Below are 25024 nucleotides of genomic sequence, written 5' to 3'. Positions count from 1 at the left end.
GGCTCGGAGATGTGTATAAGAGACAGGTATAATCCTTTTCATTAATAGGAAATAAAAGACTTTCAGCCTCTTGATAGGAAATAGCACGAATGTGACCATCAATATATCCAATTAGTCGATTATCTGTACCATTCATCAATAACTCAATACAAGTTTCACTCATACGTGCCGCTAAAATAGCATCGAATGCAGAAGGACCACCACCGCGTTGTAAATATCCTAATACAGTCAAACTTGGATCAAATTCCGTATGTTCCTTAATGAAGGATTTTACTTCTCCACTATTATATGCACCTTCAGCAACGAGTATCACACTATATTCTTTACCCCGAATCTGTGTTTCCTTTAAATGACGACAGACCTCATGTAAAGGCATAGGATTTTCAGGAACGAGTACAATTTCAGCACCACAGGCAAGGCCAGCTTTAAGTGCAATATGACCTGCTTTACGACCCATTACCTCTACAATGGCTACCCGTTCATGTGAATTAGATGTATCACGAATTCTTCCAACCGCATCAACCACAGTATTGAGCGCCGTATCAAAGCCTATCGTATATTGAGTGCCACCCATATCATTATCTATGGTACAGGGAATCGTCATGGTAGACATACCAAGCTTAGCTAAACTCGTAGCGCCTCGCATAGAACCATCGCCACCGATAACAATGAGGTGGTCAATGCTATAGGCTTTCAAAATATCGTAAGCTTTACGCTGAACATCTTCATTTTGAAACTCAGGAAAACGAGCTGTTTTTAGCATGGTACCGCCTTGAGTAATAATGCCACCCACAGAACGGTTTGCTAAAGGAACAAATTGTTCTTCCATAATACCTAAATAGCCACGTTCAATACCGAAAACTTCAAAGCCTTCATGAATAGCTTTTCTAGTTAGCGCTCTTATGGCGGCGTTCATTCCAGGTGCGTCTCCGCCGCTTGTTAGTATTGCGATTCTTCTCATATCCATTACCCCCTTGTGGTGTACGTTGTTTGGATATAGTTTCTGTCTTATGTCCTGTAACCGCTTGATTAGATTTCTTATGTTTTCGGCGTTTATCATTGCCCAATTTATGAGATTCTACCCGGTCGGAATTTTCTTTATTAACGACTATTTTAGTAGCTACTGTATCATTAGAAAACGTCGTATTCGGATGATTAAAACGTTCCGATTTAGATAATCTATGATTATCTTTTGTATTTCTTTGAGAGTTATTAAATTGTAGTTCTTGAGATGACGGTTTTACATCTCTAGTATCCGTATCATTGGGTTGACGTCTTGCTTTAAATTGAACACCTGAGGTAACTAACTCATCCTCAATACGTTGCATAAAATCATAGGTCCGACCATTTGTTGTATCTAGTACAAAATCACACTGCTTATACACTGGTTTCCAGGATTGTATCATAGCATGTACAAAGGCATGAACATTGTTATAATCCATGGTTGGCCGTTTCCCAATACGGCGATTCACACGACTGACAATGCGAAATTGTGCAGCGCGGATACCAATGATATAAGAATATTTCTTCAATACCTTTAATGTGCGATGTTCAATGGGAAAATTACCACCTACGGAGATGACTGCTTCGTGATATAAGCAAACCTTTTTCAGTACATCCATTTCTGCACGTCGGAATGCTTTTTCCCCAATTTTCTTGAATATTTCAGCAATAGGCAACCCAAAACGACCTTCTAATACGCGATCGGTATCTACAAATTGCCATCCCTTGCGTTCCGCAAGATTACGACCGAAATGGCTCTTGCCACTCCCCATAGAACCGATGAGCATAATATTTCGTTTTATTATCATGTATTATGTGCCCCTTATTATTTCATATCCTTCATTGTACTATAAAATGCAATAAAAACAAAGACAAACTATAGAATAACGATCTATAATCTGTCTCTATTAATATTACTATATAAGAATATATATTAAGGCCTCATAGTCGGTTTTACTGCACAATGTACATACACTACATTGCCTTTCCGTTCTATATCCTCGATTTCTATACGGCGTGAAGGGTCTTTTGCTTCAACAGTATTAATCCAGTTGATAAGGCGTTCTGTACTTCCTAATAAATTTAATTCTAATACACCTTCATGCTCATCAGTACTAACAATCATTAATGGTTCTCCTTGCAAAGACTCAAAAATACTAGTATTAGAACTCGTGTTTGATAGCTTGTTTTCTGTAAAAGACGCTAGTAATTTTGCTTCCTTAGATACAATATAATCTGACTTAGCCTGCATTTGGATAACATAGTTTTCTTGTCGCTCTTTCAAATGAGTCGCTTTGTAATCGAAGCTAATATACCCATATAGTGAAATACTAATGATGATACCCCACATTAGTATCATCATTACTATCTTCTCTACTGGATGTGTTGTGCTCTCCTTTAGATCCTTCCATATGGAATGTATATATACCTTGATCTGCTTTAACTGTTCCATGACAATCCATTCCAATTAATCTTTGTTGAATACTAGCTATAAATTTACGGCATGCTTCATCACTATAGCCTATACCATCTACACTAATATGTTCATCCTTTATGTTAAGGTGTTGTAAACTAATTCCTTGCTCCATAGCTATATCAAGGACATATAAAACGATAGTATTTTGAAAAATAGATTTTTTATTTTTCCCCGAACTATTCTTAAGTATTTTATTTTTAACTGATGCTATATCCTCATACTGTTTTCCAATTGACTGATACTGCGGATTTTCCAATAGCGTCAATAGTTCTGCCTTTTCAGTCTTATACTGTTCATAGTTCGACAAGCAATAACCTATTGCTATTAATCCTACTATTCCGTATACAATACTCATACCATATAGATAATAACGATATTTATGCCATAAACTATGCCAACGTAACGATCGAGGCATTAGATTAATATATCTATTCCTACCATCCCAAGCCAATCCATTTAAGCCCCCTTGCGGCCATACCAATAGCCATATCCCAATCTAATTGTCCTTGTTTACATCGATTACGACCACGCCCTAAGAATAATAATGGAATATACTCTGTTTCTCCATATATAGAAATAATAGCTTCCATATCCTTTTGTTCCTCATCGGTTAATTGATCTAACCCATACAGCTTAACCCCTTGTATTTCATCTACGCCAAATTCTTGTAATCTAGATTCTAGTACCTCCATAGCTTCTGATACATCACTGCTACTAATAGGGACAATCCGTTCTTGAATACATATATCATTCCACCACAGCCACAAGTGTAGATTATCCTTTTCTACGACCCCAGTCACGGTACCACTACGCCGCATCAAGCTGTAACAAATAGGAATAGGCCAGAAATCGATTACATCCACCGGTGCATAGGTGTCTCGTATACCTTGTTTTAAAAGTTCTAATGAATGACGCTCTACGGCAACCATAAACATATGGTAATTATGTCTTGGATATTCTCGACGACATGCATCCATTTGGAAACTGTCGCCATCAAAGGTAAAGTAATCCTCTACATTCCATTTGATAAACTCTTTCATATCAAAATCGTGAGGATCATAAGGTGCTACATGCATTTGTGTATCAATATTAGCTACCATGCTGTAAGCTCCATCATCTAAATCATACATTTCTATAAATTTTCTAACATCCTCATCTATAGATGCACTGCGTTTCATTTCCAATGCATCGGTAATAACCATCGTTTTATTTTCTACATGAGCTGTCACACATACAATACGTTCATCTGTAATACATACACCAGTATGTATTTTCTTTTTCCGTTTCATAGATTCACCTCAATATGGTTTTATCTTCATAACATGCATAGTATGATCTGTATCTACTGTCACATACATATGTACACGACTTACTATTTCCTGATGTTTCAATTTGCCATAGCTCATAACGTGACGAGGATTGTCATGGGATGGATCGGCCTCAATGGTAATTTCTACATCCGCATCATCAGCTACAATTAGCTTTTCCTGAAAGTCCCAAGTATTACCAGCCTTACAGTAGCCTACAAACCAATGCGCTCCACTTTGCGCTGCATAATGAGCCTCTTCTAAATGCAATTCATCTACTGCATTACTTTCACAAATTTGACCAATACGCAGTCCCATAAAGGCCAATACTAATAAAAAGGACATTGTAAATAAGGCTACATATGTAATAAACCCTGCATTATGGGCTCCTATGTTCATGACTTGTTTCCTCATTATCTTTATACCAATCATATATACTACTTTGACCTATGGCGACTTCATATATCGCTAAGCCTCCATATCCAGCAGTATATTGTTTATCACCAGTAAATCGATTCGTTATATACCAGCGCATATGGACTGCTCCGCTCTCATCCATACTAAATGGATGTTCTTGTGTGTACCCAATATTTCGTTTATCCTTTGTGCCGATAATACGGCTGCCGCTAACAGGTTGTAAGCTGCCATCTGTAAGCTTCCTATACAAAGCATGACGTTGTAATATTAGTGTAGTCCGCTTAGTGTCGTGAATATATAAGGTCCTATTTTGATCCTCTACCGTTATCGGTACAGGATTCCATATGATTTGAGCCACCACCATGCGCCGCGTATAACGACCATCCTCCATCATAGCTACGCTATCTACTAATTTTGCATTCCACATGACCCCATAAAAAACTATGCCTAACAATAAGGTTAAAACGATAGTAGAAATAGTTATACTGATGAGTGTGGAATACAAAATGAAACCCCTTTGTGCATCATGAGTCCTCACCGTATTTCCTCCAAATCGAGAGATAAGGTATACACAACAGATTCATTATCTATGGCCTGCACAGTTAATCGTTGTAGGACAATACCATTTTCTACGATAGGCTCTACATGTGTTTTATAAGTAATAGATTCACTGGGACTCATAATAAATTGAGAGTTATGTATACCTTCTTGAATATGACCCGTTTGATAATACGTAGACTTACTTTCCTCTACATATGTTATGGTGTCTTGTAATATATGATCCCAATAATAAGCCTTATAGATTGTTAAGGTAGCCATCCAAAATACAGATAATATAACAGGCAAGATAAACATAATAATAGCTGTTGATACTAAGGCATCTCCATACATAAAGCCCTTAGTGTACTTCTTCCCATCGAATACGTCCCGTTTGTACAGATATCCATATACGATTTCTCTCACCACTTTCTCGATCCCGTAAAATAAGTTCCGTTCCATCATAAGGTAATCCTAGAGAAGAAAAAGAGATAACCGTTAAGGGTTGTACATTTTCAATCCCTGCAGGTAAGGATATATTAACTGTATGATGATGAGCATCCTCCTCTAAGGTATAGCTGTCTTTATTTAATATGAATAACATACGCCCTTTTCCATTAGACTTATGCCCAAGCATAGACCAAAGTTGAACCTTTTTTAACATATATACTACTTCTTCAGTACTTTCATTTAGAGTATAGCGGCTAGGCGTTGTTACAATGGGCAAAGACATAGAAATAAGAAGTAAAAATAAACTAATTGCAATAATCCACTCAGCTAACAAAGAACCGTATTGATGATGTATAGGTTGTGCCTTAACCATTGGTACAACACCTCCATATAGGATCCGCCATGTAAGGCACACCAACCACCAAAGCATAGAAAGGGACCAAATGGAATGTATCGATTACGATAGCTTGTTAGTAAGAGATAGAGAGAACCAACACAAAAGGCTACGTAAAAGAAGCATACAATCTCCCAGGGCGTAAGCCACATGGCAATAGCAGAAAACCATTTCACATCGCCTAGTCCAAAGCCTTTATGACTCATAAGACGAAGTCCATATGTAATAGCACCTACACTCATAACACTTATAATCGTTATAAGCATAGACTTATCATTTATAAGGCTATATACTATACCACCTAAAACAAGCACTAACGCCCCTTCATCAGGCAATATATAGTAATGCATATCGATGGTAGCACCTGCTATGATGATGAGTGAAAATACAGCATACAAAGCAACGTGAATAAAGGATATTGCTCGTGATGAAAGTATAATAGGCAATACAATGGATGCTAAATACACGATCAGTGCTATAACATAATGAGTCCCTTTCATACCTTTTCCTTCCATAAAATCAACTGTACATATATTAATGTAAATATAACTACTGTATAGCTATTAATATAACTACATATGTAAATGCAAATATAAATTTACATTCCAATCATCAATCCATGCACATTAACTATTAAGACTTAAATATTAAATAATAACTATTAAGTATTAAATATTAAGTACTAAATACTAGATATCAATTACGATTAAGGTGCATCAGGGGCTTTAACTACAACTGCCTTCGCAGTACCACCATTAACCGCTTCATAAGTAATGGTATATTCTTTATCTTTTGCAGTTTTAACATGTTCTGTAAGATAGCCTTCTTTATATAGATTTTCTACAGTTGGCGGTGTATCTACATTCTTGTCAATCATATAGAGTTGTGTTGCATTTTTAATAATTTGAATATCTGCTGTTTCCTTCGCAGTTCGCGCTCTATCAGCAGCCGATAGAAATTGTGGCATCGCAATGGCCGCTAATATGGCAATAACTGCAACGACAACCATTAATTCTACAAGAGTAAATCCACCTTTTCTCGATTTTTTAAGGTTTTCTCGAACATGATTAATTTGTAGATGTTCTACAATCCATTGACCACATATTTCTAATCTATGATTTAATCCATGAACTAGGTGCATAACAGAACTCATAATATCCTCCTTTTATCATTATTAATCCTGTAAAATAGCTTGATAACAATGCCTACTGCCCTCCCAATTTAGCAATAGACGTAAACAACGGATACATAACAGATACAACCAAAACGGCTACACCGATTCCCATCAAGGTCAGTAAAATTGGTTCTAATAGTCTCTCAAGACGGGCAATATATTTTGAAAGTATAGATTCATAATAATGTCCACAATGTTCTAACATCTTTACGAGTTCTCCACTTTCTTCTCCAATAGAGATCATTTGCCATATAAAGGAATTTCCAATATTCTCCGTTCTCAGACTCTCTTCAAAAGAATGGCCTGATAATAATTTTGCCTCTACCTTTTCACTACATTCGACACCATATATATTGCCCCATAAAGGTCTTGTAATATTCATAGTGTGAATAATAGAAATTCCAGAATCTAACAAAAGCGCCCAAACTTTTAACATACTTGTATAGTAAATGCAGGTCATCCATTGGTATCGGTGAGCCAACTGCCAAAGCCAACGATGTACTTTGCGTTTTATACTATGTTGATGATATGCAAAGACCATAGCCCCTAGGCCTACACAATGCAGAATAACAACCACTATGGGATGATTCTTTAGCCCTTGTCCTAATGCAAAGAGGGCTCGCGTCATCACTGGTAATGTAATATGCATGGTAGTAAAAACCTTTTCAAAGGATGGAACGATAAACAAGATGGTAACAAGAAAAAAGATATTCATTAATACAAGTAAAAATAATGGATAGGAAATAGCACTGATAACCTTTTGCCGTACCTGTCGCTCCCAATCATAGTGACGTGATATATATTGCAAGCTTTCTCCTAATGTACCTGCAGCCTCTCCACTTTCTAGTAAAGCCAGTGCAATGGCAGGACAACCTTCACTTCGCAATGCTTGAGACAACGTTTGACCACGCTCAATCGATTCATATAAGGCTGTATACAAAAGGCCTCTTTTCCCTTGACATAGTAACTGTAATGCGCGTCGTAAAGGCACGCCAGATTCGATGAGTAGTCCTAATTGGTAGGTTACATCTACTACCATGGCATGATTCCACTTATGTTTCTTCTTATTTACTTGTAAAGTAATTTTATAAATCTTATATCCATCTCGCTTTAACCGTGTACCGACCTCCTGTTCTGAATCCGCCCATATTAAACCTTTGATCGTTTCATTATTCTCATCTTTTACGACATATTCATAAGCCTCCATACCTTCACCTACGATAATTGTTGATCTAATAATGTATGTAGTTGTTGCTGAGAGCCATATTGTACCTTCGCATCTCGCACGGCCATCTCTAGTGTTTTCATAGGTAGTTGTGTTTCTTGAATAGAAATGATTTGTGGTTCCTTACGAGTACGTATCAAATTCGCTACCGCATGCGTGTTTAGCAAAATATCACGGATGGTAATGAACTTTTTATTCCATCTAAGGAGCCGTTGACATATAACGGCACGTAGCACTTGTGATATTTGACTACGCACCTCCTCTTGTTGTTCTCCAGGGAATAATGAAATCATGCGGTGAACAGCCATTACAGCCCGCTGTGTATGCATGGTTGCCATCACAAGATGACCTGTTTCGGCTGCATGAAGAGCAGCCTCTAAGGTTTCTCGATCTCGGAGTTCTCCTACCATAATGACATCTGGATCCTCCCGCAATGCATCTCGAATACCGTCAGACATAGACTTAATATCTGCACCTAATTGGCGTTGATGAATTAACGATTTCTTAGGTTTAAACTCAAATTCGATAGGATCTTCTAACGTGATGATATGGCGCTCCATCGTTTGATTAATATAGTCAATACAACAAGCTAAGGTAAAACTTTTACCACTACCCGTAGGACCACAGACGAGCAATAAACCATCATGAGATTCACATAATTTTTGTAGGAGTTGACCTTCACTATTATCATCCAGTTTAAGTTGTTGATGACACAATAAGCGAAGTGTGCCACATATAGTTTGATTAGCTCGATACAGATGAACACGAATACGTACACCACAACAGGAACAAGCTTCATCAAGAGATTGCCATTCATAAGATGCTATACCACAACGTCGCAAAATATCTTCAATCAACGTAGTGGTACATACAAATTGAGTGGCCTTTAATCCATCACCATGTCTCAAATAGATAGGCTCACCACATTGTAGATGAATATCTGTTGATGATAAGTGTATAGCCTCTTCAACAATGGTTTCTAAACTTTCACTATTACAGCATGAGTCCACAACGATGCACCTCCTCTATAGATGTAACATGTTGAGCTACGGCTTCACGGGCAGAATCTTCTAAGGACAGTAATACATGTGCCTCTAATTGATCCCACTGAACCGAATTTACAGGTATCTCTAGGTATTCAAACAGAGCAGTCCTTCCGTGATACGATGTACCATCAAATTTACGCACTAAACGCTGTGCAATGGCCCCCATCAAGGTAGCCCGTATTAAATACGGTTCTACTCCCATATCCATGAGCCGCGTTACAACGCCTATAGCTGTATTAGTATGAATGGTGGATAATACGCGATGACCGGTTAAGGCTGATTTAACAGCCAGCTCTGCCGTCTCCTTATCACGAATCTCACCAATCATAATCGTATCTGGATCTTGCCGCAGTACAGACCTTAACCCTTTTGCAAAGGTAAAACCGATTTTTTCGTTAATACCAATTTGAATGGCTCCTTTTATTTCAGCCTCTACAGGATCTTCAAGGCAAATTAGCTTTGTTTCCTCTAAATTCAACATGCGGAGCATGGCATATAAGGTAGCAGTCTTGCCACTTCCCGTAGGCCCACAGATGAGTAACAATCCATAAGGACGTTTTAATAGCTGTTCAATATGATCAAAAATATCTGCACGCATGCCTAACGCTTTTAGATCCTTATGACTACCTTCATTCCCCATAAGACGACACACCAAAGTTTCTCCATATAAACTGGGTAATGTAGATACGCGCATCGTTACCGATGTATCCTTATGACTCCATGCCCAACGACCATCTTGAGGCAATCTCTTTTCACTAATATCTAACGTACTACATACCTTGATACGGTTAATAATAAGATCTGCCTCTTCGTTTGATACAGTCATATGCGTCTGTAATAATCCATCTTGTCGTAATCTAATTTGTACACCATTTTTAGTTGGATCAAAGTGAATATCGCTGACATGATGCTCTAATGCATACAGAATAATATCGTCTAATGTTACATCTACATACATGGTCACCTCCTATACCTTGCGGTATGTTTTTACCTCACACTAGCGTATGGCGTTATATGGTTCGACATCACATCTTTAATTCCTCTTTTATTTTTGAAAATCCACGAAGCGAAAACTTTTGTATTATAGGCATACAAAAAAGGCGCCCCGAAGGGCGCCATTATTGGACTATTAGATATAACGTATCTTATTTTAAATTATAGAAAACGTCATTACCTTTATATTGAGCTGTTTCGTATAACATTTCTTCAATGCGAAGCAATTGGTTATATTTTGCTACACGTTCAGAACGAGCAGGTGCACCAGTCTTAATTTGACCGGCATTTACAGCTACCGCAATATCAGCGATAAATGTATCTTCTGTTTCACCAGAGCGGTGAGATACTACACATGTATAACCAGCGCGTTTAGCAAGCTCCATAGCATCGAACGCTTCTGTTAAAGTACCGATTTGGTTAACTTTTACAAGAATAGAGTTACCTACACCAAGCTCAATACCACGAGCCAAACGTTTTGTGTTAGTTACGAATAAATCATCACCAACAAGTTGTACGCGATCGCCAAGGCGTTCTGTCAACAATTTCCAGCCATCCCAATCTTCTTCAGCAAGACCATCTTCGATGGATACGATTGGGTATTTACCTACTAGGTATTCATAGAAATCTACCATTTCAGCAGCTGTTTTAACTTTGCCTTCACCAGCTAAATTGTATTTGCCATCTTCATAGAATTCGGAAGATGCAGAGTCAAGAGCTAATTTGAAGTCTTTACCAGGTTCATAACCAGCAGCTTTAATAGCTTCACAAATGACTTCTAATGCTTCTTCGTTAGATGCCAAGTTTGGTGCAAAGCCACCTTCATCACCTACGGCAGTGCTAAGGCCTTTATCATGAAGTACAGATTTCAATGTATGATATACTTCTGCACAGCTGCGAAGAGCTTCTGCGAAGGAAGTCGCGCCTACAGGCATAATCATAAATTCTTGAATGTCTACGTTATTATCTGCATGTGCGCCACCATTCAAGATATTCATCATAGGAACTGGTAATTCTTTTGCGTTGAAACCGCCAAGGTATGCAAATAATGGCAAATCTAAAGATTCTGCTGCCGCACGAGCTACAGCCATAGAAACACCAAGAATTGCATTAGCACCAAGGTTAGATTTATTGTCTGTACCATCTAATTTCAACATCAAGTTATCGATAGCTACTTGTTCAGTCGCATCATAACCAATAATGGCAGGACCGATTTTAGCATTTACATTGTCGATAGCTGTTAATACACCTTTACCAGAGTAACGGGATTTATCACCATCACGTAATTCTACAGCTTCAAACTTACCTGTGGAAGCACCGGATGGAACCGCAGCAGTAGCAATAGTGCCATCTTCTAAACATACTTCAACTTCAACAGTTGGGTTACCACGGGAATCTAAAATTTCTCTTGCAATGACTTGTTCAATTACTGCCATTTCTTCACCTCATAAGATCTAATGGAATGACTGTCATACGACAATCATTATATATTGAGCTAAACCATATAGGCTTATCACTCTAATTAACTATAAATATAGTGAAAGCTAAAATCTCTACATTATGCTTTTTTTACCAAACTATGACCAGTCATAGATTTTGGTTGATCTATGCCAGCCAAGTCTAATAAGGTTGGAGCAATATCACATAATTTACCAGATTCTAATGTAGCCGATTTTAGAGTATCACTCATTAAAATTAACGGTACCAAGTTCGTTGTATGTGCCGTATGCACCTTACCTGTTTCATGGTTAACCATAAGCTCTGCATTACCATGGTCTGCGGTAATCAACAAATGACCATTTTTGTTGCGTATAGCCTCTACGATACGACCTAAACAAGTATCTACCGCTTGCACTGCTTTAACAGCTGCTTCAAAACTACCTGTATGACCGACCATATCTGGGTTTGCAAAGTTCAAGATAATCATGTCATATGTTTCATCTTGAATAGCTTGTACAACCTTATCAGTCACTTCATAAGCGCTCATCTCAGGTTGTAAATCATAGGTTGCTACTTGAGGTGATTTTACAAGGACACGGTCCTCGCCTTCAAATGGTTCCTCTTTACCGCCGTTGAAGAAATACGTCACATGGGCATATTTCTCTGTTTCAGCAATACGCAATTGACGATAGCCACCTACACTGAGTACTTCACCCAATGTTTCTGACAAGATGTCTTTTTCGTACACAATATGTACTGGCAATCCATCTTCATATTTGGTCATAGTCGCCATATACAAGGATAATGGTTCACGGTTAAAGCCATCAAATTCTGGCAACACTAAAGCTTTTGTAAGTTCACGCCCACGGTCTGGACGGAAGTTACAGAAGATAACAGCGTCGCCATTCTTGATAGTTCCTTCAGCGTCAATCACTGTAGGAAGTACAAACTCATCAGCTGCATCCTTATCATAGGATTGTTGTACCGCTTCACAAGCTGATGCGGCGCTTTCACCTTGACCATGTACAATCGCATTGTAAGCAAGTTCCACACGGTCCCAACGATTATCTCGATCCATTGCATAATAGCGACCACTTACGGTGGCAATTTTACCACAATTAAGCTCTGCCATATATGCTTCTAAATCTTTGATATAACCTTGTGCACATTGAGGTGCTACATCACGCCCGTCAAGCAATGCATGTACATATACATGTTCAATACCATTATCATGTGCACCCTTGATAACTGCTTTAATATGTTCTAAGGAACAATGTACATTACCATCAGATACTAAACCAATAACGTGTAAGCTTTGTTTTTTTGCTTCATCATATAGTTCACGCATGACAGGACGATTATAAAACTCGCCAGATTCAACGTCTTTAGTAATACGAGTCAAATCTTGGTACACAATGCGACCAGAGCCAAGGTTTAAATGGCCAACCTCAGAATTCCCCATTTGGCCTTCTGGCAGGCCTACCGCTAGTCCTGATGCTTCTAATTTTGTATGGGGATACATATCCCATAATTGATTAAAACAGTGCGGCTTCGCCTGTACCACAGCATTGGTTGTATCTGATTGATCTCCCATGCCAAAGCCATCTAAGATGACTAGCATTACGGGAGCCTTTAATTTAGCCATTTTTAACCTCATATTAAGCGCCTATTTGATTCGCCGCTTTAATAATATCAATAAATTCATCAACTACTAAAGATGCACCACCTACGAGTGCCCCATCAATATTAGGTTCTCCTAAGATTTCGAGAGCATTTTCAGATTTAACACTACCACCGTATTGGATACGTACAGCATCAGCAGTCTCATCATCGTATAAAGAGCGTATGTAATCGCGAATTTCTTTACATACTTCTTCAGCTTGATCAGCAGTTGCTGTTTTCCCTGTACCGATAGCCCAAATTGGTTCGTACGCAACAATCAATTGGCTAACTTGTTCTTTTGGAATATCAACCAAAGCACCTTTAAGTTGAGATGTAATCCAGTCAAGAGTATGACCGGACTCACGTTGTTCTAAACTTTCACCAACACAGACAATAGGTGTCAAATTATGGTGAAATGCACTTTTAATTTTTGCATTTACAGTCTCATCTGTTTCACCATAATATTCACGGCGTTCAGAGTGACCAATGATAACATAATTGACGCCTACCTCTGTAAGCATAAGAGGTGAAATTTCACCAGTGAATGCACCAGCATCATGATAATCCATGGTTTGTGCGCCTACTGCAATAGCTGTATCGCGTGTTAATGCTACAGCACGTTCAATAGCTGTGAAAGGCGGGCAAACAACTACATCACAGGATAATTCCATATCTTGTAACACGCTGTTAAACGCTTCGATCAGGATAGATCCAGACGCAATGGTGCCATTCATTTTCCAATTTCCTGCAATAATGGGTTTTCTCATATTATGCCTCAGACAATGCAGCAATACCTGGTAGGATTTTACCTTCTAAGAATTCCAAGGATGCGCCACCACCTGTGGAGATATGGCTAATCTTGTCTGCTAAGCCACTTTTTTCAATAGCCGCTACAGAGTCACCACCGCCAACGATAGTCATCGCATCGGATTCAGCTACAGCTTTTGCTACCGCATTTGTACCAGCTGCAAAGTTTTCCATTTCAAATACGCCCATAGGACCATTCCAAATAATAGTCTTCATTGGCGCCAATGCTTCTACATATAGCTCACGTGTTTTAGGGCCGATATCTAGAACCATCCAACCATCTTCAATATTTTCAACGTCAACGATTTTAGTATTAGCATCATTGCTGAAAGCATCAGCTACTACAGCATCGATTGGAGTCAATAATTTAGCCCCTGCTACACGTGCTTCCATAACAAGATCTGTAGCGATAGCTTCTTGGCCTTCTTCGAATAAGGAGCTACCAATGTTACAGCCTTGTGCTTTAATGAAAGCGTTAGCCATACCGCCGCCGATAATCATGACATCAACTTTAGGTAATAAATTAGAAATTACAGAAATTTTATCTGTTACCTTAGCACCACCGATGATAGCTGCCATAGGTGTTTTAGGATGTACAACCGCTGCACTTAATGCTTCAATTTCTTTTTTGAGCAAGAAGCCTGCTGCCATCGGAATATAATCAGCAATACCAACTACGGACGCTGCATTACGGTGAGAAACACCAAACGCATCGTTGATGGCTACATCAGCAAGAGATGCTAATTGTTTAGCAAACTCAGGATCATTTTTAGTTTCTTCATTGTGGTAACGCAAGTTTTCAAGCATCAATACATCGCCAGGTTGTAATGCTTTTACAGCTTCTTCAACCTTAGGGCCAATGCAGTCATCTACGAATGCTACTGGTTTATTGATAAGCTCAGATAAATGTTTTGCACATGGTGCTAAAGACATTTCCGGTTTGCGTTCCCCTTTTGGACGACCAAAATGAGAAGCAAGAATAACCTTTGCCCCTTTTTCAATTAAATAATTGATAGTAGGTAAGGCACTACGAATACGAGTGTCATCAGTGATGACACCGTCTTTCATAGGAACATTAAAATCAACACGAACAAATACTGTTTTGTTGTCTACTTGTAAACCATCGATTGTTAGTTTCATCAAAGCCTCCCGGATTATAAGCCTTTGCTTGCTACGAATGCTGCCATATCGATAAGACGTTCGGAGTAACCCCATTCGTTATCATACCAAGAAACAACTTTTACCATGTTGCCATCCATAACCATTGTTAAATCAGCATCAACAATGGAGCTGCGAGGATCAGAGCTGAAATCACAAGATACCAATGGTACATCGGATACACCAAGAATACCTTTTAATTCGCCAGCTGCTGCTTTGCGGAATGCTTCGTTGATTTCTTCTTTAGTAGCTGGTTTTTCAAGTTCGCAAACAAGATCTGTAGCAGATACGTCCGGAGTAGGAACGCGCAATGCGAAACCGTCTAATTTACCTTTTAATTGAGGCAATACTTTTGCAACCGCTTTGGCTGCACCAGTTGTTGTAGGAATGATAGACATTGCTGCTGCACGAGCACGACGAGGGTCTTTATGACGTGCATCAAGAATTTTTTGGTCATTTGTATAGGAATGAATTGTAGTCATCATACCGCGTTTGATACCGAATTCATCGCATAAAACTTTAGCAAATGGAGCCAAGCAGTTTGTTGTACAAGATGCATTAGAGATAATGTGATGTTTTGCAGGATCGTACATATCTTGGTTAACGCCCATAACCATAGTTAAATCTTCGTTTTTACCAGGTGCAGAAATCAACACTTTTTTAACAGTAGGTTGATTCAAATGAACCTTTGCTTCTTCTGCATCACGGTATTTACCAGTACATTCCATAACGATTTCAACGCCTTCTTCAGACCAAGGCAATTTAGAAGCATCGCGATCATGGAATACGCGGATTTTTTTACCATCAACATAGATATTGTCATCATCAAATGTTACTTCATTAGGGATTGTGCCATGAACAGAGTCATATTTTAACAATAATGCAGTACCTTCATTATCGCCAGTAGCATTGATTGCTACAACTTCTACGTCAGGATTATTAATCGCTGCACGTACTACACATTTACCAATACGACCAAAACCGTTAATACCAACTTTTACTGCCATTGTTAGATCCTCCTAATAACAAAAATATTCTAACAAAATATTTAACTACTAACTTCATTTATAATGCTGAAATTTGTAACAATTGACGCATGCCTTCTGCAGCTTGCTCATCGATGATTAGTATGCCTTTTTGACAAGCTCTCATAACACCTATAATGGCACTCGATTTATCTTGTCCACCAGCCACAGCAATCACATTGGGAATTTTTGCAACATCAGGAAGAGATAAACCAATATTATTAGTGGAATAAATCAACTTACCATCTATATCGCAATATTGACCAAGAGCTTCGCCAACAGCATGATTATCTACTAACTGCTTACGCACATCATCAGCTATATGGCGTTGATCCGCCATTCTCATAGCTGTACCAATACCAAACAAGAGTACGTCAGTCCTACTAATAAGATCACCAATTTCCTTGATTTGAGGTTCGCAAGTCATGAGCATATGCAATGAGTCTTGTGAAAGTCCATCAGGCAAATGGAGCATTTTATAGGTACCGCGAAGCCGTTCAGCAAGTACCGAAGCAATTACGTTAGCTTGATATTCTACAACCTCACCAACGCCACCACGGGCCGGTACAACAATAGGATTAAATGGTAATACAGGCATTTCCTCAGCTACTGCAGCCATTGTACTACCACCACTGATGGCAACTACAGAGTCCGGTTCTAATAATTCCTGTAATAACTTTGCTGCTGCAAAGCCTAGTTTTTTTACCATCAACGTTCCTTCTGTAGGAGTGATGATAACCCTATCGATATGAAGTGCTTCAGTCAATCGATGTTCTAGCTCGTTAATACGATCTAATTCATTTAAAAAATTTCGCAACTTTGGAACAATTGCATGTCCCTCATCAGTGAGAAAAATCCCTGGTTTATAAATGTCTACAAGACCATTAGCACGCATTAGCTCAATATGACTTCTTACAGTTCGCTCTGGAAGGTCCGTTGCAGTAGCTAATGTTCTACGGCCTATAGGCTCTTCATAAACTAGGTGGTTTAATATTTTGTATCGCTCCTTTAATACACTAACGATTTCAGGAACAATACGTTCACATATCATTAGAAACTCGTTCATCGGGTCCCTCCTTTACCCGTTGGGATTGTATGAATCGTTTTTCGTCCCATGTGAACAAAATTCGTCCCACCTAAAATAAAAAAATACTTTTACATTTGTATTGTATACCCTATGTAAATTTTATTCAAGACTTTATACGTAGAAAACGACATAATTTAGGGATTTTATACAGCTTTGTACCTAAATTATGTCGTTTGTATATGTTTATTTTATTTTGTACCGAAGATACGGTCACCAGCATCGCCTAAGCCAGGCAAAATGTAACCATGATCATTGAGTTTTTCATCAAGGGCTGCTACGTAAATAGGAACTTCAGGATGTTCTTTATTTACTGCTTCTACACCTTCAGGAGCTGCAACAAGACACATTAATTTGATGTTTTTCGCACCTTTTTCTTTTAGCAAGGTAATAGCTGCTGCCGCACTACCACCAGTAGCGAGCATTGGGTCTGTTACGATGAAGTCGCGTTCACCTACGTCAGAAGGTAACTTGCAGTAGTATTCTACTGGTTTTAATGTTTCTGGATCACGATATAAGCCGATATGACCAACCTTTGCAGTTGGAATCAAGTTAAGCATACCATTTACCATGCCTAGACCAGCACGAAGAATTGGAATAATACCCAGTTTTTTACCTGCAATACGTTTGCCAGTCATTTTAGTTAAAGGTGTTTGAACCTCTACATCCTCTAATGGTAAGCTACGTGTAATTTCATAGCCCATCAACATCGTAATTTCATCCAGTAATTGTCTGAAATCTTTAGAGCCTGTTTCTACATCACGCATCAATGTAACTTTGTGTTGAATCAATGGATGTGTCATAACATTAACTTTCATGACTGTCCTCCTATAATACAATATACGTACCCTATTGGTATCCATATAACTTTCATAATTACTCTATCACAGAATCATAAATCATGCCATAAAAATATTAAAAGGGATGTGATAATACACATCCCTTTTATTGTATTTAAGCCTTATGTAAGTCTAATGGATTAATCCAAAGATTAGTACAATGGATACGCTTCACAAAGCGCTGCTACGCGTTTGCTTGCTTCTTCATGAACTGCTTTATCTTCAGGATTTTTAAGTACAGTTGCAATGATATCTGCAATTTCTTCCATATCTTTTACTTGTAAGCCACGTGTTGTAAGCGCTGGTGTACCAAGACGGATACCGCTTGTTACAAATGGGCTAGCAGGATCGAATGGAATTGTATTTTTATTACATGTAATACCTACTTCATCAAGTAAATGTTCTGCTTCTTTACCTGTTAAACCAGTATTGCGTACGTCTACAAGCATAACGTGAGTATCTGTACCACCAGAAACGATTGTTAAACCTTTTTCTTGCAATGCAGCAGCCAATGCTTTTGCATTATCGATAACTTGTTGTGCATATACTTTGAACTCTGGTTGTAATGCTTCACCAAATGCAACAGCTTTAGCAGCGATAACATGCATCAATGGGCCACCTTGAATACCAGGGAAGATTGCTTTATCGATTGCTTTAGCATATTTTTCTTTGCAAAGAATCATGCCACCACGAGGGCCACGCAATGTTTTATGAGTTGTAGTAGTAACGATATCAGCATATTCTACTGGGTTTGGATGTAAACCTGCTGCTACAAGACCAGCAAAGTGAGCCATATCTACCATGAAAATAGCATCAACTTCATGAGCTACATCAGCCATTTTTTTGAAGTCGATTTGACGGCTATAAGCACTACCACCAGCAATAATCAATTTAGGTTTAGCTTCTAATACGATTTTACGGAACTCATCATAATCAATTTGTTGAGTTTCTGCATCTACACCGTAAGGTACTACATTAAAATATGTACCAGATACGTTAACAGGAGAACCATGTGTTAAGTGACCACCATGGGATAAGTTCATACCCACAATAGTGTCGCCTGGTTGTAGTAATGCGAAATACACGCCAAAGTTTGCTTGAGAACCAGAGTGAGGTTGTACGTTTGCATGTTCTGCACCGAACAAGCGTTTTGCACGTTCAATAGCTAATGTTTCGATAACATCAACATTTTCACAACCGCCATAATAACGTTTACCAGGATACCCTTCTGCATATTTGTTAGTCAATACGCTACCTTGAGCTTCCATTACTGCTTGAGAAACAAAGTTTTCAGAAGCGATCATTTCTAATTTATCGCGTTGGCGTGCTAATTCTTGATTGATAACAGCTTGAATATTAGGGTCTTGTTTTTCTAAGAAACTCATGAGTATCCTCCTCGTGCAAAACGAATATATATAGGTAATGATGTATTACTTCTCTAGTGCTTTAATTTTCTCTACACGGCGTGCGTGACGACCACCTTCGAACTCTGTTTCCATAAAGATGGCTACAATATCGTTAGCTAGGCCAGGACCAATAACGCGTTCCCCCATTGTGAGAATATTAGCGTCATTATGTTCACGACATGCATGAGCAGAGAATGTATCATGACAAAGAGCAGCGCGAATACCAGCAATCTTATTTGCTGCAATACCGATACCAATACCAGTACCACAAATCAAAATACCTCGGTCTGCTTGCCCAGATACGACTGCATTTGCCACAGGTACAGCAATATCAGGATAATCGCAAGAATCAGCTGTATGACAGCCAAAATCCTCTACTTCATGTCCCAATGCATTTAATAATTCCTTAACGGATGCTTTTAAATGTAATCCGCCATGATCACAACCGATTGCAACTTTCATAATTTCATCTCCTACGCCTTCTGAGGCACTGATGTAAGACCGGCCTCTACTAAGTGATAAATTTGTTCCGCACATTGATTATATACGGTTTGATCAGATCCATATGGGTCCGTAACATCACCATCTTGACCACCCCACTCGGAAATCGTTTTGATTTTACCTTCCTCAAACGGGAATTGGCGAAGTAGTACAGATTTGTGATCTTTCGTCATACCAATGATAAGATCTGCTGCATTCACGAGTTCCATCGTCAATGGTCTCGATTCATGATCAGAAATATCTGCAATGGAACGGATAGCTTCAACGGCTTGTTCAGTTGGCTTTGCTCCATAGGCGGCAAATAGACCCGCTGATACAGTCGTCACATCCTTATGTTGCTCCGCTGCAAGGGCCCGTGTAATACCTTCAGCCATAGGGCTACGGCAAGTATTACCGGTGCACACAAATAAAATATTCATAATAACATCCTTACTTAATCACATTTTGTGATTACTTTATACATTATAGCAAATTCATCCAATATGTAAAGACATATTTCTATTATCAGTGGACATTTTTATGCTAGTAAATTTACTTATAAATGATATGGTGACTAGATGCCTTTTCCATACGATTCATAATAGCAACGCCAAAACCAGCATCATTAACACCTTCTGCTAAGATTAAGGTAACATGATTTTCGTTAAAATGTAATAGGCTTTTGTAAAAATCATGGCCTAATGATAAGGCATCACCATAATGACCAAAACAATGACACATAAAGCGTGTATCCCCTTTAATCAGATCATACGTTTCATGACTGACCAAACAACCGATAGGACCTTCTATACCTTCTGAAAGCTCCTTAAACGTAGATGCTATGACCTCTGGATTACCTACAACAACTGTCATAGGTGCATCAGGCGCATAATGCGTATACTTCATACCAGGAGCCTTAGGCTTAGTGGTAGCATTAACTAGAGCAGTATCATACTCAACAGTAGCCACAACATTTTCAAGTTGAGCTTTTGTAATTCCGCCCGGTCTCAATATAATGACCTTATCATCATGTACTTCCACTACAGTTGACTCTACACCAATCGTACATGGACCAGCATCTAAAATGTAGGAAATACGGCCATTCATATCATGGTAAACATCTTGTGCCGTTGTAGGACTTGGACGACCAGATATATTTGCACTAGGAGCCGCTACAGGTACACCAGCGCGTTCTAATAATGCACGGCATACCTTATGATCAGGGCAACGCAATGCCACGCGAGGTAATCCACCAGTAGCACGATCTGGCACTAAATCAGATTTAGGCAATGTAATCGTTAATGGCCCTGGCCAAAACGTATCCATTAATAGTTGTGCTGTATTTGAAACCTCTGTTACCAAAGGTTTTATACTTTCACTATTAGGAACATGTAAAATCAATGGATTATCTGAAGGACGACCTTTGGCAGCATAGATTTTATCCATCGCCTCTGGATCAAGTCCATTAGCACCGAGTCCATATACAGTTTCTGTGGGAATGGACACCAATTCACCATTACGCAATGCACTGGCAAGCATATCTAGTTCTTGTTCTGATGGATTTGTAATAATTTGAGTATCCATATTATCCCTCATATACTGCGGTTACAACACGGTTATTACCACCAAGATCAGCGATACACTGAATGTTGGAGTAATGACCAGCTTCTTTTAATAAAGCCTTTACCTCTTCTGCTTGATCGTAACCTATTTCAAAGGCTATACGACCTTGTGGTTTTAAATATGTGCCGCACTCTTTAGCTAAAATACGATAGAATTCTAATCCATCTTCACCACCAAACAAGGCAATTTGAGGCTCATTTAATACATCCTGAGATAATAATTTAGCATCCCCTGTACGGATATATGGTGGATTCGATACGATGAGGTCAAACTTTTCAGCATTACCATCTAAGGCAGAAAACATATCAGACTCTAACAATTGAACACGATCATTTAAGCTAAATCTTTCACTATTTTCCTCAGCCACTGTCAAGGCATCCGTAGATATTTCAAGACCTACACCACACGCATTCGGCAAATAGTGTAATAGACTGAGTAATATCGTACCAGGGCCCGTACATACATCAAGAATACGTACCTCACTATCTTTTGCGTACGTACCTAATACATGCTCAATTAAGGTTTCTGTATCAGGTCGTGGAATCAACACCTTATCATTAACCTTAAAGGTCAATCCCATAAAGTCCTTTTCCCCAATTATGGCCGCTACACAATGCCCCTTAGCCCGTTCTTGAACGAGTGGTCTAAAGGCATCTAGTTCCTCTTGAATAAGCGGTTGGTCATAATGGGTATATAGATAAATACGATCCTTGCCTAAAACGTGAGAAAGCAGTACTTCCCCATCAAGTCGAGGTGTATCCATCTCCTTGTTTTGAAAGTACTGCTCTGTCCACTGGAGAATACGACCGATTGTCCAAATCTCCTTATACATTTGTATTAGCCTCCTGCATTTTTGCCGCTTGGTCAGCAGCATTTAAGGCTTGAATGATTTCATCTAAATCGCCATTTAAAATAGCATCTAATTTATACAATGTTAAATTAATACGATGGTCTGTTACGCGGCCTTGAGGGTAGTTATAAGTACGAATACGTTCACTACGGTCACCAGTACCAACTTGGCTCTTACGGTCTGCTGCCATGCTAGAAATAGCCTCTTGTTCAGCTTGGTCTTGCAATTTAGCACGCAATACACGCATAGCTTTTTCACGGTTTTGTAATTGAGAACGTTGGTCTTGGCATGCCACAACAATACCAGAAGGTAAGTGTGTAATACGAACAGCAGACTCAGTCTTATTGATATGCTGACCGCCCGCACCACTAGCACGATATGTGTCGATTTTTAAGTCTTTTTCATTAACTTCAATATCAACATCTTCCATCTCTGGTAATACGGCTACTGTAACGGTAGATGTATGCACACGGCCCTGTGTTTCTGTAGCAGGTACACGTTGTACGCGATGTACACCAGATTCAAATTTCATCTTAGAATATACATTTTCACCATCTACAGAGAAAATAACCTCTTTAAAGCCACCTAATTCAGGCTCATTGGCATCGATAATCTCACAACGCCAGCCTTGGCTTTCCGCATATTTTGTGTACATACGGAACAAATCGCCTGCGAATAATGCCGCTTCATCGCCGCCAGCACCACCGCGAATTTCGATAATGATGTTCTTATCATCATTAGGGTCTTTAGGCAATAAAAGAATTTGCAACTTCTCTTCTAATCCCTCTTTTTGAGGTTTTAGATCTTTCAATTCCTCTTGTGCCATTTCGCGGAATTCTTCATCCATGGATTTATCTTCAATAACTTCCATAGCTTCATCAATACCAGCTAATACTTTTTTATAAGTACGGAATGTTTCCACTGTTTCAGATAATTGAGCATGTTGACGTGTTAATTTACGCCACTCATCTTGGCGCGCAATCACTTCAGGGTCACTGATGCGCTGCTCCAGGTCCATAAATTTATCTTCAATAACTTGTAATTTATCTACTAGCATGTTTATTCCTCTTCATAAGCATCACTCTCAGGAGGGCGAACCTCTTCAAGAGCACGTATAGCTACTTCAATTTGATCATCTTCTGGTTCACGTGTGGTCATGTATTGTAATGCAAGACCAGGTTTAATAAGAGCTTGCACAAAGGAATGCTCACTACGACCAGCAAGACGAATAACCTCGTACGCAATACCTGCCACTACTGGCATAAGAAGTACGCGGCTTACGATACGTTCTAACAAATTAGGCCAACCTAAAAAGGCAAATACAAAGATACTTACAACCATAACGATAAGTAAGAAATTTGTGCCACATCGCGGATGTAAGCGACTTTGTTTGCGAACGTTTTCTACAGTGAGAGGCAAGTCTAATTCATAAGTATGAATCGTTTTATGCTCTGCCCCATGATATTGGAAAACTCGTTGAATATCCTTTGTAAGTCCAATCCCCCAAATATAGAGTAGGAAAAGGACTAAACGAATGACACCTTCAATGAGATTTAATACAACATGATTATCCTGTACACCAGGAATAAATTTCACGATAAATGTAGGCAATGCCAAAAATACAGCTATCGCAAAGATGGTGGAAATAACCATAGTAATGGCAATTTCACTATTAGACATTTCTTCCTCTTCATCACCAGCGGCCTTAGCAGAGAAGGACAAGGCCTTCATACCAATTACGAGGGATTCATAAAGAGCTACACAGCCCCGAAGAAATGGTTTTTTCAAAATTGGATATGTGTCAGCAATAGATTTTGTAGGCTCTTTTTGAACTACAATGGTTCCCGCTGGCTCTCGTACAGCTGTTGCTGTAACGCCAGGGCCCCTCATCATGACACCTTCGATCACAGCTTGTCCACCGACAAACTTTTTAATACGTTCTGTGTTCACAAGAGCTCCTCTCATAAACAAATAGAGGCAGAGCTCATAGCCCTGCCCATAGATGCTACATTACATGACAAATTATTTGCCGTAACGTTTGTTAAATTGTTCAATACGACCACGAGCTTGAGCTGCGCGTTGTTGACCAGTGAAGAACGGATGGCATTTGGAGCAAACGTCTACACGAAGGTCTTCTTTTACAGAGCCAGTTTTGAATGTGTTGCCACAACCGCAAGTTACTGTAGCTTCTTTATAGTCTGGATGAATACCTTGTTTCATTCTATACACCTCTTTCCGACAATCAATATTATTCTTATAGATTATAGCATGACACTTGTACAAATGCAAGTTGTCAATACTATTCCTTGGATGCTTGTTTTTCTTCAATAGACTCAGCTAGAATGGTCTCTAAGTCACTTTCATTAAGGATATCACGCAATGCGATGAGCTCCTCTAAAGAAAGGGTAATCCCCTTTTTCATGCTTGTATATTCACTATCCCAAGCGCGAAGGTCAAACTTAGGATTATATTTGCCCCAGCTAGTACATGTTAATTGTTTTTTCCAACCGTCTTTATCTTCAGATAAAGTACCGATAACTTTGAAGATTTCAAAATTAATAACTGCCATGAGTCAGTCCTCCTTTCTTACACATCTGTGTAGTATGGTTCATACCTACTATATTTAGT

The 25024-nt window shown here is 38.9% G+C and carries 30 protein-coding genes; all 30 read right to left on the bottom strand.

Annotated elements, in window-relative coordinates; genetic code table 11:
* On the bottom strand, positions 1-916 hold a 916-nt coding region (locus QZ334_RS00855), incomplete at its 3' end, for an ATP-dependent 6-phosphofructokinase (protein ID WP_295231153.1).
* Positions 888-1811 (bottom strand): shikimate kinase, encoded by a 924-nt coding sequence (locus QZ334_RS00850; protein ID WP_295231150.1) that lies wholly within the window; start codon positions 1809-1811, stop codon positions 888-890. The genes QZ334_RS00850 and QZ334_RS00855, both read right to left, overlap by 29 nt.
* Positions 1812-1936: 125 nt before the next feature.
* Entirely contained in the window at positions 1937-2365 is a 429-nt protein-coding gene (locus QZ334_RS00845) for a hypothetical protein (protein WP_295231148.1), read from the bottom strand.
* On the bottom strand, positions 2334-2930 hold the full coding sequence (locus tag QZ334_RS00840) for a fimbrial assembly protein (RefSeq protein ID WP_295231137.1): 597 nt from the start codon (positions 2928-2930) through the stop codon (positions 2334-2336). The genes QZ334_RS00845 and QZ334_RS00840 overlap by 32 nt, the downstream gene beginning before the upstream one ends.
* A complete protein-coding gene (locus tag QZ334_RS00835) occupies positions 2914-3768 on the bottom strand; it encodes a hypothetical protein (protein WP_295231134.1) in 855 nt (284 codons plus the stop codon). The genes QZ334_RS00840 and QZ334_RS00835 overlap by 17 nt, the downstream gene beginning before the upstream one ends.
* Before the next feature lie 9 nt (positions 3769-3777).
* Positions 3778-4185 carry a hypothetical protein gene (locus tag QZ334_RS00830; protein ID WP_295231130.1) on the bottom strand — a complete coding sequence of 136 codons (408 nt, stop codon included), beginning with the start codon at positions 4183-4185 and terminating at the stop codon, positions 3778-3780.
* Positions 4166-4630, bottom strand: a complete 465-nt coding sequence (locus tag QZ334_RS00825) for a hypothetical protein (RefSeq protein WP_295231126.1) — start codon at positions 4628-4630, stop codon at positions 4166-4168. The genes QZ334_RS00830 and QZ334_RS00825 overlap by 20 nt, the downstream gene beginning before the upstream one ends.
* 107 nt (positions 4631-4737) lie before the next feature.
* Positions 4738-5094: a hypothetical protein gene (locus tag QZ334_RS00820; RefSeq protein ID WP_295231124.1), complete on the bottom strand. Its 357-nt coding sequence runs from the start codon at positions 5092-5094 to the stop codon at positions 4738-4740.
* Between the two features lie 7 nt (positions 5095-5101).
* Entirely contained in the window at positions 5102-5563 is a 462-nt protein-coding gene (locus QZ334_RS00815) for a hypothetical protein (protein ID WP_295231121.1), read from the bottom strand.
* Positions 5518-6099, bottom strand: a complete 582-nt coding sequence (locus QZ334_RS00810) for an A24 family peptidase (protein WP_295231119.1) — start codon at positions 6097-6099, stop codon at positions 5518-5520. The genes QZ334_RS00815 and QZ334_RS00810 overlap by 46 nt, the downstream gene beginning before the upstream one ends.
* A gap of 191 nt (positions 6100-6290) precedes the next feature.
* Positions 6291-6737: a competence type IV pilus major pilin ComGC gene (locus QZ334_RS00805; protein ID WP_295231116.1), complete on the bottom strand. Its 447-nt coding sequence runs from the start codon at positions 6735-6737 to the stop codon at positions 6291-6293.
* Positions 6738-6789: 52 nt separating this feature from the next.
* Positions 6790-7965 carry a type II secretion system F family protein gene (locus QZ334_RS00800; protein ID WP_295231113.1) on the bottom strand — a complete coding sequence of 392 codons (1176 nt, stop codon included), beginning with the start codon at positions 7963-7965 and terminating at the stop codon, positions 6790-6792.
* Between the two features lie 8 nt (positions 7966-7973).
* Positions 7974-8993, bottom strand: coding sequence for a type IV pilus twitching motility protein PilT (locus tag QZ334_RS00795; protein WP_227720206.1), 1020 nt, complete (start codon positions 8991-8993; stop codon positions 7974-7976).
* Positions 8977-9987, bottom strand: coding sequence for a GspE/PulE family protein (locus tag QZ334_RS00790; protein WP_295231109.1), 1011 nt, complete (start codon positions 9985-9987; stop codon positions 8977-8979). Before QZ334_RS00790 ends, QZ334_RS00795 begins: the two co-directional genes overlap by 17 nt.
* Before the next feature lie 187 nt (positions 9988-10174).
* Positions 10175-11458: a phosphopyruvate hydratase gene (gene eno, locus QZ334_RS00785; RefSeq protein WP_129823108.1), complete on the bottom strand. Its 1284-nt coding sequence runs from the start codon at positions 11456-11458 to the stop codon at positions 10175-10177.
* A 122-nt stretch (positions 11459-11580) separates the two neighbouring features.
* On the bottom strand, positions 11581-13107 hold the full coding sequence (gene gpmI, locus QZ334_RS00780) for a 2,3-bisphosphoglycerate-independent phosphoglycerate mutase (protein ID WP_295231106.1): 1527 nt from the start codon (positions 13105-13107) through the stop codon (positions 11581-11583).
* A 13-nt stretch (positions 13108-13120) separates the two neighbouring features.
* Positions 13121-13891 (bottom strand): triose-phosphate isomerase, encoded by a 771-nt coding sequence (gene tpiA, locus QZ334_RS00775; protein WP_295231103.1) that lies wholly within the window; start codon positions 13889-13891, stop codon positions 13121-13123.
* Between the two features lies 1 nt (position 13892).
* Positions 13893-15071: a phosphoglycerate kinase gene (locus QZ334_RS00770; RefSeq protein WP_295231099.1), complete on the bottom strand. Its 1179-nt coding sequence runs from the start codon at positions 15069-15071 to the stop codon at positions 13893-13895.
* A 14-nt stretch (positions 15072-15085) separates the two neighbouring features.
* Positions 15086-16096 (bottom strand): type I glyceraldehyde-3-phosphate dehydrogenase, encoded by a 1011-nt coding sequence (gene gap, locus QZ334_RS00765; protein WP_005386278.1) that lies wholly within the window; start codon positions 16094-16096, stop codon positions 15086-15088.
* A gap of 58 nt (positions 16097-16154) precedes the next feature.
* A complete protein-coding gene (locus QZ334_RS00760) occupies positions 16155-17180 on the bottom strand; it encodes a sugar-binding transcriptional regulator (protein ID WP_060924221.1) in 1026 nt (341 codons plus the stop codon).
* Positions 17181-17389: 209 nt separating this feature from the next.
* A complete protein-coding gene (upp, locus tag QZ334_RS00755; RefSeq protein WP_295231092.1) occupies positions 17390-18016 on the bottom strand; it encodes a uracil phosphoribosyltransferase in 627 nt (208 codons plus the stop codon).
* Between the two features lie 173 nt (positions 18017-18189).
* On the bottom strand, positions 18190-19422 hold the full coding sequence (glyA, locus tag QZ334_RS00750) for a serine hydroxymethyltransferase (RefSeq protein ID WP_105089322.1): 1233 nt from the start codon (positions 19420-19422) through the stop codon (positions 18190-18192).
* Between the two features lie 45 nt (positions 19423-19467).
* Positions 19468-19905 carry a ribose 5-phosphate isomerase B gene (gene rpiB, locus QZ334_RS00745; RefSeq protein WP_227720191.1) on the bottom strand — a complete coding sequence of 146 codons (438 nt, stop codon included), beginning with the start codon at positions 19903-19905 and terminating at the stop codon, positions 19468-19470.
* Between the two features lie 11 nt (positions 19906-19916).
* On the bottom strand, positions 19917-20363 hold the full coding sequence (locus QZ334_RS00740; protein ID WP_295231086.1) for a low molecular weight protein arginine phosphatase: 447 nt from the start codon (positions 20361-20363) through the stop codon (positions 19917-19919).
* Between the two features lie 112 nt (positions 20364-20475).
* The gene (locus QZ334_RS00735) at positions 20476-21507 is read right to left on the bottom strand and encodes an L-threonylcarbamoyladenylate synthase (protein ID WP_295231084.1); all 1032 of its coding nucleotides are present in this window, start codon (positions 21505-21507) and stop codon (positions 20476-20478) included.
* Between the two features lies 1 nt (position 21508).
* Positions 21509-22378, bottom strand: a complete 870-nt coding sequence (gene prmC / locus QZ334_RS00730; protein WP_295231082.1) for a peptide chain release factor N(5)-glutamine methyltransferase — start codon at positions 22376-22378, stop codon at positions 21509-21511.
* Positions 22371-23453: a peptide chain release factor 1 gene (prfA, locus tag QZ334_RS00725; protein WP_295231080.1), complete on the bottom strand. Its 1083-nt coding sequence runs from the start codon at positions 23451-23453 to the stop codon at positions 22371-22373. The genes prmC and prfA overlap by 8 nt, the downstream gene beginning before the upstream one ends.
* A gap of 2 nt (positions 23454-23455) precedes the next feature.
* A complete protein-coding gene (locus tag QZ334_RS00720; protein WP_105089327.1) occupies positions 23456-24361 on the bottom strand; it encodes a DUF1385 domain-containing protein in 906 nt (301 codons plus the stop codon).
* Between the two features lie 57 nt (positions 24362-24418).
* Positions 24419-24616 (bottom strand): 50S ribosomal protein L31, encoded by a 198-nt coding sequence (gene rpmE / locus QZ334_RS00715; protein WP_004696185.1) that lies wholly within the window; start codon positions 24614-24616, stop codon positions 24419-24421.
* Between the two features lie 79 nt (positions 24617-24695).
* Positions 24696-24965 (bottom strand): YdbC family protein, encoded by a 270-nt coding sequence (locus QZ334_RS00710; RefSeq protein ID WP_005386267.1) that lies wholly within the window; start codon positions 24963-24965, stop codon positions 24696-24698.
* Positions 24966-25024: the final 59 nt, after the last annotated feature.

This window comes from Veillonella sp. (assembly GCF_019414865.1).
Lineage (GTDB): Bacteria > Bacillota > Negativicutes > Veillonellales > Veillonellaceae > Veillonella.
This window is presented reverse-complemented; position numbering and strand designations above follow the sequence as displayed.